The organism is Methanobrevibacter sp. AbM4, from assembly GCF_000404165.1.
Lineage (GTDB): Archaea > Methanobacteriota > Methanobacteria > Methanobacteriales > Methanobacteriaceae > Methanarmilla > Methanarmilla boviskoreani.
Genome location: NC_021355.1, coordinates 390,026 through 403,859, shown reverse-complemented (window position 1 = coordinate 403,859; position 13,834 = coordinate 390,026). Strand labels below are relative to the sequence as shown.

General features: G+C 31.1%; 14 protein-coding genes. 4 read left to right on the top strand and 10 right to left on the bottom strand.

Translation table 11 applies throughout. The annotated features are described in order from the left end of the window. Nucleotides 1–48 precede the first annotated feature (48 nt). Nucleotides 49–969 carry a 4-demethylwyosine synthase TYW1 gene (gene twy1 / locus ABM4_RS01645; RefSeq protein WP_016357949.1) on the top strand — a complete coding sequence of 307 codons (921 nt, stop codon included), beginning with the start codon at nucleotides 49–51 and terminating at the stop codon, nucleotides 967–969. A gap of 47 nt (nucleotides 970–1,016) precedes the next feature. Here twy1 and ABM4_RS01640 read toward each other — a convergent pair whose 3' ends face one another. The 6 genes from ABM4_RS01640 to ABM4_RS01615 form a co-directional block, all read right to left on the bottom strand. Next, nucleotides 1,017–1,715 (bottom strand): flavodoxin family protein, encoded by a 699-nt coding sequence (locus ABM4_RS01640; protein WP_016357948.1) that lies wholly within the window; start codon nucleotides 1,713–1,715, stop codon nucleotides 1,017–1,019. 107 nt (nucleotides 1,716–1,822) lie between these two features. Further along, the gene (gene sucC / locus ABM4_RS01635; protein ID WP_016357947.1) at nucleotides 1,823–2,932 is read right to left on the bottom strand and encodes an ADP-forming succinate--CoA ligase subunit beta; all 1,110 of its coding nucleotides are present in this window, start codon (nucleotides 2,930–2,932) and stop codon (nucleotides 1,823–1,825) included. A 13-nt stretch (nucleotides 2,933–2,945) separates the two neighbouring features. After that, on the bottom strand, nucleotides 2,946–3,497 hold the full coding sequence (locus ABM4_RS01630) for a 2-oxoacid:ferredoxin oxidoreductase subunit gamma (RefSeq protein ID WP_016357946.1): 552 nt from the start codon (nucleotides 3,495–3,497) through the stop codon (nucleotides 2,946–2,948). 25 nt (nucleotides 3,498–3,522) lie between these two features. After that, on the bottom strand, nucleotides 3,523–4,455 hold the full coding sequence (locus ABM4_RS01625) for a 2-oxoacid:ferredoxin oxidoreductase subunit beta (RefSeq protein WP_016357945.1): 933 nt from the start codon (nucleotides 4,453–4,455) through the stop codon (nucleotides 3,523–3,525). A gap of 1 nt (nucleotide 4,456) precedes the next feature. Continuing rightward, nucleotides 4,457–5,590 carry a 2-oxoacid:acceptor oxidoreductase subunit alpha gene (locus ABM4_RS01620; protein ID WP_016357944.1) on the bottom strand — a complete coding sequence of 378 codons (1,134 nt, stop codon included), beginning with the start codon at nucleotides 5,588–5,590 and terminating at the stop codon, nucleotides 4,457–4,459. An 85-nt stretch (nucleotides 5,591–5,675) separates the two neighbouring features. Then, nucleotides 5,676–5,942: a ferredoxin family protein gene (locus ABM4_RS01615; protein WP_016357943.1), complete on the bottom strand. Its 267-nt coding sequence runs from the start codon at nucleotides 5,940–5,942 to the stop codon at nucleotides 5,676–5,678. 235 nt (nucleotides 5,943–6,177) lie between these two features. Here ABM4_RS01615 and ABM4_RS01610 point away from each other — a divergent pair, with 235 nt between their 5' ends. Continuing rightward, nucleotides 6,178–6,705: a fumarate hydratase C-terminal domain-containing protein gene (locus tag ABM4_RS01610; protein ID WP_255349074.1), complete on the top strand. Its 528-nt coding sequence runs from the start codon at nucleotides 6,178–6,180 to the stop codon at nucleotides 6,703–6,705. Between the two features lie 43 nt (nucleotides 6,706–6,748). Here ABM4_RS01610 and ABM4_RS01605 read toward each other — a convergent pair whose 3' ends face one another. Continuing rightward, a complete protein-coding gene (locus ABM4_RS01605; RefSeq protein ID WP_016357941.1) occupies nucleotides 6,749–7,261 on the bottom strand; it encodes a hypothetical protein in 513 nt (170 codons plus the stop codon). Between the two features lie 214 nt (nucleotides 7,262–7,475). Between ABM4_RS01605 and ABM4_RS01600 the strand changes: the two genes are divergently transcribed. Next, complete coding sequence (locus ABM4_RS01600) at nucleotides 7,476–8,624, top strand: DUF763 domain-containing protein (RefSeq protein WP_016357940.1); 1,149 nt, start codon at nucleotides 7,476–7,478, stop codon at nucleotides 8,622–8,624. 338 nt (nucleotides 8,625–8,962) lie between these two features. Here the strand turns inward: ABM4_RS01600 and ABM4_RS01595 are convergent, their stop codons facing one another. Further along, the gene (locus ABM4_RS01595; RefSeq protein ID WP_016357939.1) at nucleotides 8,963–9,508 is read right to left on the bottom strand and encodes a hypothetical protein; all 546 of its coding nucleotides are present in this window, start codon (nucleotides 9,506–9,508) and stop codon (nucleotides 8,963–8,965) included. Between the two features lie 220 nt (nucleotides 9,509–9,728). On the opposite strand from ABM4_RS01595, the gene ABM4_RS01590 reads away from it, so the two are divergent. After that, nucleotides 9,729–10,352, top strand: coding sequence for a DUF2112 family protein (locus ABM4_RS01590; protein WP_016357938.1), 624 nt, complete (start codon nucleotides 9,729–9,731; stop codon nucleotides 10,350–10,352). A gap of 198 nt (nucleotides 10,353–10,550) precedes the next feature. Here ABM4_RS01590 and cobS read toward each other — a convergent pair whose 3' ends face one another. Both cobS and ABM4_RS01580 read right to left on the bottom strand, forming a co-directional pair. Further along, nucleotides 10,551–11,417 carry an adenosylcobinamide-GDP ribazoletransferase gene (gene cobS / locus ABM4_RS01585; RefSeq protein WP_016357937.1) on the bottom strand — a complete coding sequence of 289 codons (867 nt, stop codon included), beginning with the start codon at nucleotides 11,415–11,417 and terminating at the stop codon, nucleotides 10,551–10,553. 1,138 nt (nucleotides 11,418–12,555) lie between these two features. Continuing rightward, nucleotides 12,556–13,710, bottom strand: coding sequence for a phosphatidylglycerophosphatase A (locus ABM4_RS01580; protein ID WP_016357936.1), 1,155 nt, complete (start codon nucleotides 13,708–13,710; stop codon nucleotides 12,556–12,558). Nucleotides 13,711–13,834 lie beyond the last annotated feature (124 nt).

Genomic DNA, 13,834 nt, shown 5'->3' with positions numbered 1-13,834 from the left:
TTGCATTTATAGAAAAATTTCAATATTTAAAAATTTTTAATGATTATTATGTCACTTAGTAAAGAAGAGCAGAAAATATTAGAGCATAGCGGTTACCGTTTTGTTGGTCAACATGGTCATGCTGCATGTAAAATATGTCACTGGACAAGGGAAAGCATCGTTAATAGAGGTGTCTGTTACAAACAGAAATTCTATGGAATAGAATCCCACAGATGCCTACAGATGTCACCTGCAGTTCCATTTTGTCAACAGAAATGTTCATTTTGTTGGAGAGACCTAAGTCTTACAGAAACAGAATGGAGCGGTAGTTGGGATGACCCTGAAACCATAATAGATGAGGCGATTAAAGCCCATAATCTTTTATTATGCGGTTATTATGGTAATGATAAAGCAGATAAAAAGAAACTTGAGGAATTAAAACAGCCTACCAATGCGGCAATATCCCTTGCAGGGGAGCCAACACTATATCCTGAAATAGACGAGCTTATTGGTGAGTTTAATCATAGAGGTTTTTCAACATTTCTAGTATCTAATGGCCAATATTATAAAAAATTGGAAAACCTTAGAAACGAACCTACTCAAACCTATCTTTCCCTTGACGCACCTAACAGTAAAATCTATAGAAGTTTATGCAATCCCCAAATAAATGATGGTTGGGACAATTTAAATAAATCTCTCAATATTCTTAATGGCTTTTCAAACAATACAGCCATACGAATTACCATGGTTAAAGGTAGAAATATGACTTCACCTGAGGATTATGCTAAACTTATAGAAATTGCAGATCCGACCTATGTTGAAGTTAAAGCATATATGTGTGTAGGCTCTTCCCGTGAAAGACTAACCCTAGATAATATGCCAACATATAATGAGGTTAAAGATTTTGCATCAAAAATAGGTTCCTATTGTGGACGTAAGGTTACTGACGGCTCAGAGATAAGTCGTGTTGTACTACTTACAAAGGAATAAGCAAGAACAATAGAAAAATCAGAAAAAAAATAAGTATTGTTTAATTTTTAAATATTGCAATTTAATTTTCTTTCCATTGCATCTAAAGCAAGGGACCTTCCTAGATCATAGGCATTCTGTAGATCAATAGGAAAATGTTCCTCTCTTCTTTTAATTTTATGTTCCGGATTGAAAATCTCGTTTTTATATTTGGAATAGTCCTTGAATTGATAGGTATCAAATACCTTTAAAGAATAAGGTTTTCCATATATCCTTTCAATACCATTTTCAAATAAATCCAAAACCATAGGAACTTCGGATTCATCATACTGTTGTTTAGTTAGATTCATTGTATATATGCATCCTACAGGTAACATATTAGATGCCAATGATGATGCCTCCCTATCATATACAAGATATGGAAAGATAAATCTCTCATAAAAGGATCTCATCTGACCTGTTACATCTGATAGATATATTGGACTTCCAAGAACTACACCATCGGCAGATTCTAAACCTTTTAAGATAGGTTTTAAATCATCTTTAATATTACAATGACCATAGTGTTTACCATTAATTCTTTTACAAGCAAAACAACTTCTACAACCAGTATATTTTAGTTTATAAAGATTGAAAAATTTCACTTTAATCTTTTCATCTGGCAATTCCACTTTAATTGTATCGTTAATACCTTCTAAAGACTTTGTAAGAAGTTGGGCAGTATTTCTATTCTTTCTAGGACTTCCATTTACCACATAAAATTTCATAAAAATACCCCTAATATATAAAAAACTTAAAAACCACATAAAATTTCATAATAACTTAATAAAAAAAAACTTAAAAAAAGAAAAAGGTTATATAAAAAAAGAAGAATTTAATCTTTTATAGAGTTACATATTTCAACTGCTTTTTCTGCAGCCTTTTCCATGGAAACTTCAAATGGAATTCCTGCTTTCTCCAATATTCTTTGACCTTCCTCTTCATTGGTACCAGTAAGTCTGATAACTATTGGAACATTCCTTTTAGTATTATTAATTGCATTTACCACTCCTTTTGCAACATCATCTGCACGGGTAATACCACCCAATACATTTAAGAATACCACTTTAACAGGAGGGTAATTTAAAACTAAATTCAAAGCCTTTTTAATAGTTTCCTCTGATGAACCTCCACCAATATCTAAGAAAGTTGCAGGTTTACCGCCATAAAGATTAATCATGTCCATACCAGTTAATGTAAGACCAGCACCATTTCCAAGAACTGCAATATCACCATCAAGTTTTACAAATCCGAATTCTTTAGGTTTAGTTCCACCAATACCAATTAGATCCTGATGTCTAAATACAGCATCATTTTCAACGGTGAGTTTTGCATCTGCAGCATATATTCCGTCAGGTGTAAGTACTAAAGGATTGATTTCGGCAATCTCGGCATCATATTTTTCATAGATATTGAAGAGTTTATAGATGACTCCACCGATTTCAGATACATATTTAGATTCAACACCCATTTGACAAGCTATATCACGTGCCTCATATGGTAAGAATTCTTCTAGAGGATTTACATGATATTTTATAATTTTATCAGGGTCTGTTACAGCAAGATTTTCAATCTCCACTCCACCTTCAGCACTTGCCATGATAATAGGTTTCTTAGTGGATCTATCTGTGGAAACACTTAGGTAGAATTCTTGTTGAATGTCTGCCTTTTCTTCAATTAATAAACTTTTAACAGGTTCCCCCTTGATTTTACTACTTAGAAGGTTATCTGCAATGTCATAAACATCTCCAGGGTGATCTGCAAATTTAATTCCGCCAGCTTTACCTCTTCCACCAACTAAAACCTGGGATTTAATAGCTACAGCACAGCCCATATCTGTTGCAATATCAACAGCTTCCTCTGGAGAATATGCGACATGACCCTTTAAGGTTTTAATTCCATTATCTCTAAATAACTTCTTTGATATATATTCAAAAAATTTCATGTAAACATCCCCATTAATCTTCCACTATCCTCATTCCTGCTTCAAAAGCTTGTATATTTTTCTTTTCAGTTCCTTTAGGAACACTGTCAAGAACAGATTGGCGAGCAGCTTCTTCAGAAACAATTCCAGTAGCTTTGGTAATAGCACCAACCATAACAATATTAGCTACAATCTTAAGACCGACTTCATTGACTGCAGTATCAGTTGCCCTTGCACGATAAACTTTAAGTTCACGTTTTTCAATAAAATCCTTAATATCCTCTTCTTCAACCATGTCAGGATCTATAATTAAGGTTGCACCTTGTTTTAAATCTACCATATATTTAAGCAAAGCTTCATGAGACATTGCAACCAATATATCCGGATTTTCAACCTTCGGATAATCAATATCCTCATCACTTATAACGACTTCACATCTTGAAGCTCCTCCACGAGCCTCAGGACCATAAGACTGAGTTTGAACAGCGTTAATGTTATCAAATAAAGAAGCAGCTTTACCGATAATAATACCTGCCAATATAACACCTTGACCTCCAAAACCTGCTATTCTAATTTCTTTTCTCATAAAAAATATCTCCTATTAATTCTATTTATTCCTCGGATTCCTCTTCATCATCAAAAGATTTTAAAAAAGCTGAACGTCTAAGGGTTTCTTTACCATAGTTTTCTTTAGACAATTCCTGAATATTATCAGTAAATTCGAAACTTGATTTATTTACAAATTCTCCAATAACGATTTTTCCTTCAAGTTCATGCTCACTCATAAGTTTAGTATTGTTAATATATATTGAAGATTCTTTAAGGAAGTTAACCATACTTACAGGGGTTTTCATCTTATTTTTCCTTCCAAAGTAAGTAGGACATTGGGATACGATCTCGATGAATGAGAATCCCTTATTTTTTAATCCTCTTTCAATAGATTTTGCTGCACTTTCAACTTGAGCAGTGGTCCATCTTGCAACATAGGTTGCACCAGCTGCAGCTACAAGTTCAGCTAAGTGGAATGGTTTATCCCTATTTCCATAAGGTGCGGTAGAGCCAAAACTGCCCTTTGGAGAAGTTGGGCTGATTTGACCACCTGTCATTCCATAAATATTGTTGTTAATGCATATAACGGTAAGATCAATGTTTCTTCTTGCAGCATGAATCAAATGGTTTCCACCAATAGATGCACAGTCACCGTCACCGGTAAAGACGACAACATCTAAGTCAGGATTTGAAACCTTTAAACCTGTTGCAAAACTTAATGCCCTTCCATGGGTTGTGTGAAGTGAATCACATTTTACATAACCTGGAATTCTAGAGGAACAACCAATACCGGATACCATAGCCACATTATCAATATCCAGGTTTGCCTCTTCCATACCCTTAAAGAATGTATTGATAATAGTACCGTTTCCACATCCTGGGCAGAATATGTGAGGTAATCTATCTTCCCTTAAATATTGAATGTAACGAGCCTCAGCTCTTTTTGGTTTTTCAAAATCATCATTAATAGTATATTCATCAATCTCTTCAGCCATCTTAATTACCTCCAACAGACTTAATTACAGATAATATCTCCCCAGGTTTATGAAGCTCTCCACCAATCTTGCTTAAAAGATGTACCTCTGCATCACCCTGGGATACCCTTTCAACTTCATGAACCATTTGGCCTAAGTTCATCTCAGGTACAATCACATGTTTTGCAGATTCGCAAACGGCCTTGACTTTCTCATCTGGGAATGGCCATGGAGTATCAATTTTTAAATATCCTGCTTTAATACCTTCTTCCCTTGCCTCTTTAACAGCGGTAATAGTTGATCTTACAGGAGCCCCATAGGCTACAATTACTATATCTGCATCATCTAAGTATTCGCCTTTAACATGTGTGATTTTATCCCTATTTTTTAAAACCTTGTTACATAATCTTTTTACAAGTCTTGCATGAGTTTTAGGATTATTAGTATCAGGATAACCTCTTTCATCATGAGTTAAACCGGATACATGAACCTTATATCCATCACCAAATGCAGGCATAGGATTTGTTGCATTTTTCCTATTCTTAAATGGTAGGAAAGTATCGGTATCCATTGTAGGTTCTTTTCTTGCTGTAATTTTAACCTCCTCAGGGATTGTAATTTTCTCCCTCATATGACCAATGGATTCCTCAGTTAATAAAAATACTGGGACCCTATATCTTTCAGCTAAGTTAAATGCTTTGATTGTAAAATCAAAATATTCCTGTACTGAGGAAGGAGATAATGCAATAGGCTCATAATCACCATGGGAACCCCAACGTGCCTGCATCATATCGCTTTGACTTGCCATAGTAGGTTGACCTGTAGAAGGAGAACCTCTTTGTACATCAACAATTACAAGTGGTGTCTCTGTCATGAATGCATAACCTAAATTTTCCTGCATAAGTGAAATACCAGGACCACTAGTTGCAGTCATGGATTTGGTACCGCCCCAACTAGCACCAATAACCGCACCCATTGATGATATTTCATCTTCCATCTGAACAAAAGAACCTCCATATTTTGGAAGTAATCTAGCCAAATTCTCAGCTACTTCAGTAGAAGGAGTAATAGGATAACCTGCAAAGAATCTGCAGCCCCCTTTAATTGCACCAAGTGCACAAGCTTCATTACCTTGAATAAATAAGTTTTCTACCATTTTATAAACCTCTCTGTAGAATTTTCCTAAAAATCTTAAAATTAATCTAAATAAACTATGAAATCATCTATTAAAAGTTAAATCGTTATATTTTCCTCTTTGCAAAATTTGGATTAAATGCATAAGTATTATTCTTATTCATCCACCAATGTTCTGGAACGTTTACTAATATTGCTTGGTCAGGACATAACAACTCACATTCTTTACAATTAGAACATTCTTTTTCATTAGTAGGAATAGGTAAAAATACTCCTTTCTTATTTGCTTTTTTGGAAACAGTATAAACATGTTTATGACATGTGTTTACACATAATAAACATCCTTTACATAAATCAGGATCAATATATATCATAAAAATCTCCTTAGTTTTCCATAATGAAAAATCAATATAAATTCATATTAATTATATTTATTATTATATACATTTAAATAATTTTTTAATATTTAGTAGTATTTATAAAAAAACGGAATAAAATCGAATAATCATACCATGAACCAATATTAGTTAAAAATAATTAAATGGAAAATATAACTATAGAAACAATAAGAATATTATATTGAAAAAAAATTAAGAAATAATTAAAAGGATTAAAAAAAACCGTTTTAGAAATGATAAAATGATTGATATAAACATACCCATATCAGATAAGGAACTTAATCAGTTAAAAATAAATGATAAGATTCTAATTAATGGAACCATATACACTGGAAGGGATGCTGTACTTCCCAAATTAGCGAAAATGATTAGAAACAATGAGGACATTCCAATAGATATAAAAGGAAGTGCTATTATGCATACCGCAGTAAGTGATGCAGGTATAGCCACCACAACATCCAATAAAAAGGACATAGAATCAAACATCCCCATACTTTCAAAGGCAGGTGTTAAAATCCATATTGGAAAAGGCGCATTAAATGATAAAACAAAAGATGCCCTTTTAAAATACAATTCCATATATGTGGTATCCCCTCCTGTTGCAGCTCTTCTAACAGATTCCGTAATATCAAAGGAATGTGTCATGTTTAAAGAGGAGGGAATCGAGGGCTGTTTTAAATTAGAAGTTAAAGATTTACCTGCAATCGTTGCAATAGCCAATGGTGAAAGTATATTTTAGGTAAAAATAGAATTTTATATAAAAAATAAAAAAATAATTAAAATTATGGACTTAAGGTTTGAGTACCTGTTCTAGTTTCTAAAGAGAAGTCATAGTAATTTACAACACCATTATATCTTACCTTAATACGGGCACTATCTGGATATTCTGGCATTGGAGTATTATCTACAGCCTCAAAAGCTAGATCATTAGATAATTTATAGGATTGTTCACTTGGACTGTTTAAAGCCGCACCATCCCTATAATACCAAACTGTCACATATACGTCATCAAGATAGTTACCATTTGCAAAGTTTAGTGTGACACTTTCACCTGTATCAGGATTACCATCTGAATAGAATGACGCTGAATTAAGTTCAAGACCACTGCCAGCATATGAAGTGGAGGTGCTGCCGTTATTTCCAACATTAGAACCATTAGTACTATTTTGAACCACATTTGCCTGGGAATCATCATTGTTAGAATTATTGTTGTTTACTACCACAATAGATCCGCAGATTACTGTAACACAAACAATAATACAAACACAGATAACAATCAGCTGATTTCTTTCCATCGATTCACCTCCTTATAAAAACCACTAAACATAAAATTAGTTAGTTAATTTTTTATAGAAAATTTTATTTATATCTATCTAAAAAATTAAATAGTTTTCAGATGGAAATTGTTTACTAGAAAAAAAGACCAGATGAATTAAAGATAGAAAAAAATATTAATAGTTTTCAGACGGACTCTTAATATTTATATTATTATAAAGTCAAGGCATTAATATGCAAAGAAAGGGAATAGCAAATTTACCGATGCATACAGGACATGCACCTAGATGGTTATGGACAAGGATGGTAAAGTTATCAAAGGCCATAAGTGAAGTCATACTCGAAGAGTATGGACAGAAAGAGCTTTTAGAAAGAATCTCGGATCCATATTGGTTTCAAAGTTTCTCATGTGTTATAGGATTTGATTGGCATTCCTCAGGTACAACCACCACAACATGCGGTGCACTTAGAGCCGCACTTACACCTGAAGACCACGGAATAGCTGTATTAGGTGGTAAAGGAAAAAATTCCAGAAAAACTCCAAGGCAATTAGAAAGCAAGGGAGAATACTTCAATCTTTCAGACAAAAATATAGACAATCTTGTAAAAAGCTCAAGGTTATCTGCTAAAATCGACAATGCATGTATCCAGGACAGCTACACATTATACCAACATAACTTCTTCATAACAGAAAAAGGAGATTGGGCTGTTGTTCAACAAGGAATGAACCTTGATAAAAAATATGCCCGCCGCTATCATTGGATGAGTGACGAGTTTGACAGTTTCCTAGAAGACCCCCACACGGGAATAAGCTGTGATAAAAAAAGAAAAAGTACCTTGAATATGGCATCTAAGGAAAGTAAGGAAGTACAGAAGATTAGTGTTGATTTAATTAATGATAATCCCGATCACCTTCGTAAATACTTTAGACCTAAAGACCCGGAACAAACATCTTTAATGGATTTCTTTGACAACAGTCCTGCAGATTTCAGTAACTTCAATAATCAGGAAGAATTTACAATGCCCCAACATCACCCGGTTCTTGAGATGGATTTGTCAGATAAAGAATTCGAGGTTCTTAAAAAGGCATATGAAATTCAGCCTGAAAAATATGAGGAGCTAATTATGCTTAATGGAATAGGCCCTAAGAAAATAAGGGCATTGGCATTAATCAGCGATATCATTTATGGTGAAAAGGCGAGCTGGAGGGATCCTGTAAAATACAGTTTTGCACATGGAGGTAAAGACGGTTTCCCATATCCTGTTGATAGGGAAACTTATGATCATTCCATTGAAACAATGAAGGATGCACTTTACCAGTCAAAACTAGATGATAATGAGAAATTAGGTGCAATCAAACGATTAAATAAATATATGGCTTGATTTTATAACTGTGACTTTACTAAATAGTTTTAAAAATAATTAGTTTTTAGATATAATTATACTGGTTAAAAACCATTTTAAAAATCTTAAACAAACAAGAAAAAGATAATACTAATATAATAATTAAAAAAAGCTAGTTTAAAACTTCCACATAGATAAAAAAACATGAAAAAAATCAGAACACCCATAAAAACAATCTAGATTTTAAAAACAAGCGAAAAAAATAAAAACAGGATATAATAATTAAAAAAAAATAGCTTATAACTTTTAAAATAAGCAAAAAAACTAGAATACCAAATAAAACTTAAAGTAATTAAAAAAATAGATAAGTGAGAATATTAATAGTGTTTATTCTCATCATGAATATTAACATTCTTACCATGCAATGTTGGAACGATTTCAAAGACAGGATCTTCAAAATCCAAATTGAATTCCTTTCCATCCATTAAAAGATGTTGGAATACTGCAAGTGCAGCAACTTCGGAATGTGGCTGATTCGTTACAGAAACATTCCATGTAGCATTTTTATATACTTTAGAAGGTACTTTACTCCCCCCGACAATAATTAGGATATCCCTGCCACATTCTTTAACTTCATCTATAATTTCATTTGCCTGTTCCCCATACATTGTAAGGTGAACTATTCTTCCGCCTACACTCTGCCAATGTTTAATAAGGCTTAAATAGTTTTTAACATATTCCACATGGAAGTTTCCACCCCAGCGATCCACAATATCCATGACAGTATCCATTAGGTGAGTGTCTTCCTCACCACTTAACCAAACCTTATCAGCACCGAAAGCACGGGCCGTTAAACAAACATGAGTAGTTATACGTGTATCTCTACCTATCCTATGATCTAATCTTAAAACATGAACTTTCATAAATAAACATCTCGAATAAAGTTAATTAAATAAATCCTAAATTTTATTTATCGTTATTAAAAATAGAACCTAATTTAAATTAAAGCAAAATTAATAAAAATCTTATAAATTTTCAGTTTATTAATTTAATATACAATTAAATATATATATTATTTCAAATGTTTAAAGTTTTTTAATTAAACTTTAAAAAATAGATTAAAATGTTAATGATTGTGATAATGTGAAAGTAGCAGTTATACCAGATAGTGCAATGATATTAATAAACCAGGTAAACAAATCTAACCACCAATTATTATCACATTATAATGATATACAAAAAGAGAAGGATTTTCAAAAACAGAACAAGGAAATTAAAAAAGGAGACCTTAATAAAAGCTCTGAAAAATCCATAGATTATATGCCTGATTTAAAACCTACCAGAGGCATAAAATATAGTGGAATAGAATTGCCCTCAGGTGTTCTTGGAAGAATGTCTGTACATGGCCCTATCATTGAGGAGGCCGATGCAGTTATAATGTTAAGCGGAAATAGCAACAATCATATGTATAATACATTAAATGAATTAATCCTATTTGGTGGAAATGGATGTGTAAATACAAGACGTTTAATGGAACATCTGATTAGAAAAGAGAATATCCCTTTTCTAAAACTTGAATATCCCAATTCCAGAGAGGAAATAATCAATATTATCTATGAAATCAACAATTTTCTAGATTATCTAACTGATTTAGAAACATCCAAAACCAACAAACCATATATTAAAAAGTATATTCCATCTAAAAATAAAGGAAATTCATTCAATCTAGAGGAGTTTAATAATATTCTAAAAAATTCCGATAAATAAGCAATATCTGATAAAATTAACTTAAAAAAAAGAGTTTGAATAGAAAAACAACAGCTAATAAACCAAAAAACTAAAAAAACAATTTAGATAATAAAAAATACCAAACAAAATCAAGTTAAAAAGAATTTGAATAAGAAAAGATACTTGATAAAATAAAAAGAGCTAAAAAAAGAAATTAAAAATAAAACTGGAAATTGATTAAAATAAACTTAACCCAATTACCAGGAACAATAATGAGAAAAGTCTTCCAATCTCATTAGATGCCCCTAACACATCACCAGTTGCAACACCAAAATTACGTTTTGCAATTAGGGAGACTATTCCACCACCAAACATTCCACCGATTACACCGAAAACACCAATATATCCAAGTAAATAGTATCCTATAATAAATCCTATTAATAAGGATGCAACATAATTTGGAATAGGCATATTCTCAACAAAATATTTACCGATACCTGAGTTTGACGGTTTAGAACTTACACAAACAGTACATAAAGCAATCTTAGCAGACATCTCCCCAATAAGTATTGCCCATAAAGCCCGATAATTAATGATACTAATTAACGCTGCAACAGTCATTAGAGAAACTATAGCAAATGTAGCAATACCTCCAGTACCAACAATCGGATCTCTCATCACACTAATCTTCTTATCATAACCACCATGTACCATTACACCATCTGCAAAATCCAAAAGACCATCAAGATGATTATATCCCATGATAATTAAAAAGAATGCATACACAATAATGGCTATAAGAGGGCTTGAAAAATGTATGTAATACAATAGGAAATATGCAATCATTACACCTAAAAGACCTATAAAAGCATTAAGTAATGGCCATAGCCAGGTTAAACTTACAACTGATTCTATTGAGGTATATACACCCAAAGGTATAATGGTTGAAAATGTTACAAGACCTGCCAAAGAACGGAAAAAAGAACTGTTTTCCCTTTCATCGTCAAAATATTCATCCTTGTTTTTACTTAAATCCTCATTATTAGGTTTATCCTCAACTGGTATTATAACACCACACAAATACTTTTTCTTAATAAAATCCAATTTGATAAAATTAATTTTTTATTCAATTTCATTTTAATAATTTATTATTAATATAAATATGTAAAATACATTTTAATAATATGAAATTTAGATAATTTAAAAAATTTTAAAACTAAAATTAATTGGAATATTAAATTAAAAAATAGAAACTCCCAGTTAAAAACTAAATGAAAACCACCAAACTAAAAACAGAAACTCCCAGTTAAAAACTAAATGAAAACCACCAAACTAAAAACAGAAACTCCCAGTTAAAAACTAAATGAAAACCACCAAACTAAAAACAGAAACTCCCAGTTAAAAACTAAATGAAACCACCAAACTAAAAACAGAAACTCCCAGTTAAAAACTAAATGAAACCACCAAACTAAAAACAGAAACTCCCAGTTAAAAACTAAATGAAACCACCAAATTAAAAATAGAAACTCCCAGTTAAAAACTAAATGAAACCACCAAATTAAAAATAGAAACTCCCAGTTAAAAACTAAATGAAACCACCAAATTAAAAATAGAAAATTTCAAAGTTGAATCTATTTAATTAACAATATTGAAAGATAAGTTTCAAGTGTAAACATTTTTATAAGTTTAATTAAAAAACATGTGATTTTTAAAACAAATATTTAAGTAAGTATTGAACAGAATAAGAATTTTTTAAAAAACAAATATTCATTATAAAAATTAGATAATCAAGAAATTTATAAGTAAAATCACATAATCAGTGAAACTATACAAAACAGATAAAAATTCAATTAAAAATACAAATATTTATAAAAAAAATCTAAAAACAATAGACAAAAATATAGTTTGAAAATATGAAAAAATCGATTAAAAAATAATGGAAAAATTGAAAATAAACAGTTAAACCCTCTGAAAATAAATTTTACACTTGAAAAAGGGGTTTAAATTAGAATAAAACCACAAGTATATTTTTAAATAAAAAATCGATGTTTACAGTTGAAATTGTGCTTTAAAATAAACTATAAATACCACAAAATAGTCCAAATACCAATAATTAATAAAAGCGTATCTAATTATTATAAAAATAATTTATAATAAAGTTTAAGATTAAAAATATTTAATTATATCCCAATTTTAAAAATAATACTAAAATCTATTGGATTTTAAAAATGAAAAGTATAGATTAAGATTCCTCAAAAATCTTACTCATCACACCAGCTATTAGTCCTCCAATAATGTCATCTAACATTGGACCTAAACCATACAGTATACCAGGTTTTGCTTGATCGTAACGTACAAAATTAAATCTTGCTTTAGTGCCTGCTATATGATTAGCAATAGAAAGACCTAAAACCTCATCGGTATAAAGATATGCAGGATCATCTGATATATCCACTTCCCTTACAAGATTATTTTCGAAATCATACTCGGTCCTAATAGCCGCCATTAAAAGTGCAATTACATTAATATCTTCAAGGGATTTATATAGTTGTATCTCGAATTTTTCCCTAAGCTCATCAGTTATATCAACACCTTCGACTAATTCCATTGCAGCATCAGTTAAATCGGATATTTGAATACCTTCAGCAACAAAATAATCCAAAATACCGAAACTTAGACCTACCTTTTTAAATGCATCCTCAAGTGCAATAGAAACAGCATCCTGAACCCTTTCAAGAAGTTCGTCCAAATCTATCTCAGAGTCATCATAGGTCATCTGAGTGATATCCACACCAAATTGTTTTTCATCATCATCTAAATCGTTTTTCGGCATATTTGATGCAAGTACAAGAAAGTCGTCAGTTCCGACAATATTGTCAATATGCAATGGAAGATTTAGAGAATCAAAAAACCTGACTCTTTCCTTTACAGCCACAGTATGTAATTTAATTAGAAGTTTTGGAGATAATGCTTTATTTATAATTACAATTTGACCAAAATCTATTTTAGCATCCATAAAACCCTTTTTAGAATTTGCCACCTTAAGGTTACCGTAAAAATCCTCAATCTCAACGTCATTATTAACCACTGTAACAACTGAGATATCACCATAGGTATTTACAAAATATTCAATATTGTCAAAATTATGGAAGATATAACTACCTTCTATATTGTTTGAAGCCATGAATTTCTCAATACTTTCAAAAACTTTATCAGTATTTTTAAGACTTATTACATCATTTTTAAGAATGAGAATATTTTCAATTATATCTATCCCATCACTTATATTAAAATCACTGAAAGTTAAGAAAAAATCGGGATTATAAATGTTTAATCCGTTTTTGTCATGATACAATTGAATATTATCTTGAATTTTGTTTTTCTTATCTAATTTCATAATCCACACCAATTATAAAAATAACTAATTAATTAAATTATTATAATATAGTTTATTTAAATATTTATTATATTTAAATATCAATCATTGAGATTTATTAAAAAATTAGTAAGAATTTATTATA

Coding starts and splice junctions, on each gene's coding strand:
- ABM4_RS01630 (WP_016357946.1), bottom strand. CDS start 3,497: ATGAGAAAAGAAATTAGAATAGCAGGTTTTGGAGGTCAAGGTGTTATA.
- ABM4_RS01600 (WP_016357940.1), top strand. CDS start 7,476: ATGCAAAGAAAGGGAATAGCAAATTTACCGATGCATACAGGACATGCA.
- ABM4_RS01605 (WP_016357941.1), bottom strand. CDS start 7,261: ATGGAAAGAAATCAGCTGATTGTTATCTGTGTTTGTATTATTGTTTGT.
- twy1 (WP_016357949.1), top strand. CDS start 49: ATGTCACTTAGTAAAGAAGAGCAGAAAATATTAGAGCATAGCGGTTAC.
- ABM4_RS01620 (WP_016357944.1), bottom strand. CDS start 5,590: ATGGTAGAAAACTTATTTATTCAAGGTAATGAAGCTTGTGCACTTGGT.
- ABM4_RS01640 (WP_016357948.1), bottom strand. CDS start 1,715: ATGAAATTTTATGTGGTAAATGGAAGTCCTAGAAAGAATAGAAATACT.
- ABM4_RS01595 (WP_016357939.1), bottom strand. CDS start 9,508: ATGAAAGTTCATGTTTTAAGATTAGATCATAGGATAGGTAGAGATACA.
- ABM4_RS01625 (WP_016357945.1), bottom strand. CDS start 4,455: ATGGCTGAAGAGATTGATGAATATACTATTAATGATGATTTTGAAAAA.
- sucC (WP_016357947.1), bottom strand. CDS start 2,932: ATGAAATTTTTTGAATATATATCAAAGAAGTTATTTAGAGATAATGGA.
- ABM4_RS01580 (WP_016357936.1), bottom strand. CDS start 13,710: ATGAAATTAGATAAGAAAAACAAAATTCAAGATAATATTCAATTGTAT.
- ABM4_RS01615 (WP_016357943.1), bottom strand. CDS start 5,942: ATGATATATATTGATCCTGATTTATGTAAAGGATGTTTATTATGTGTA.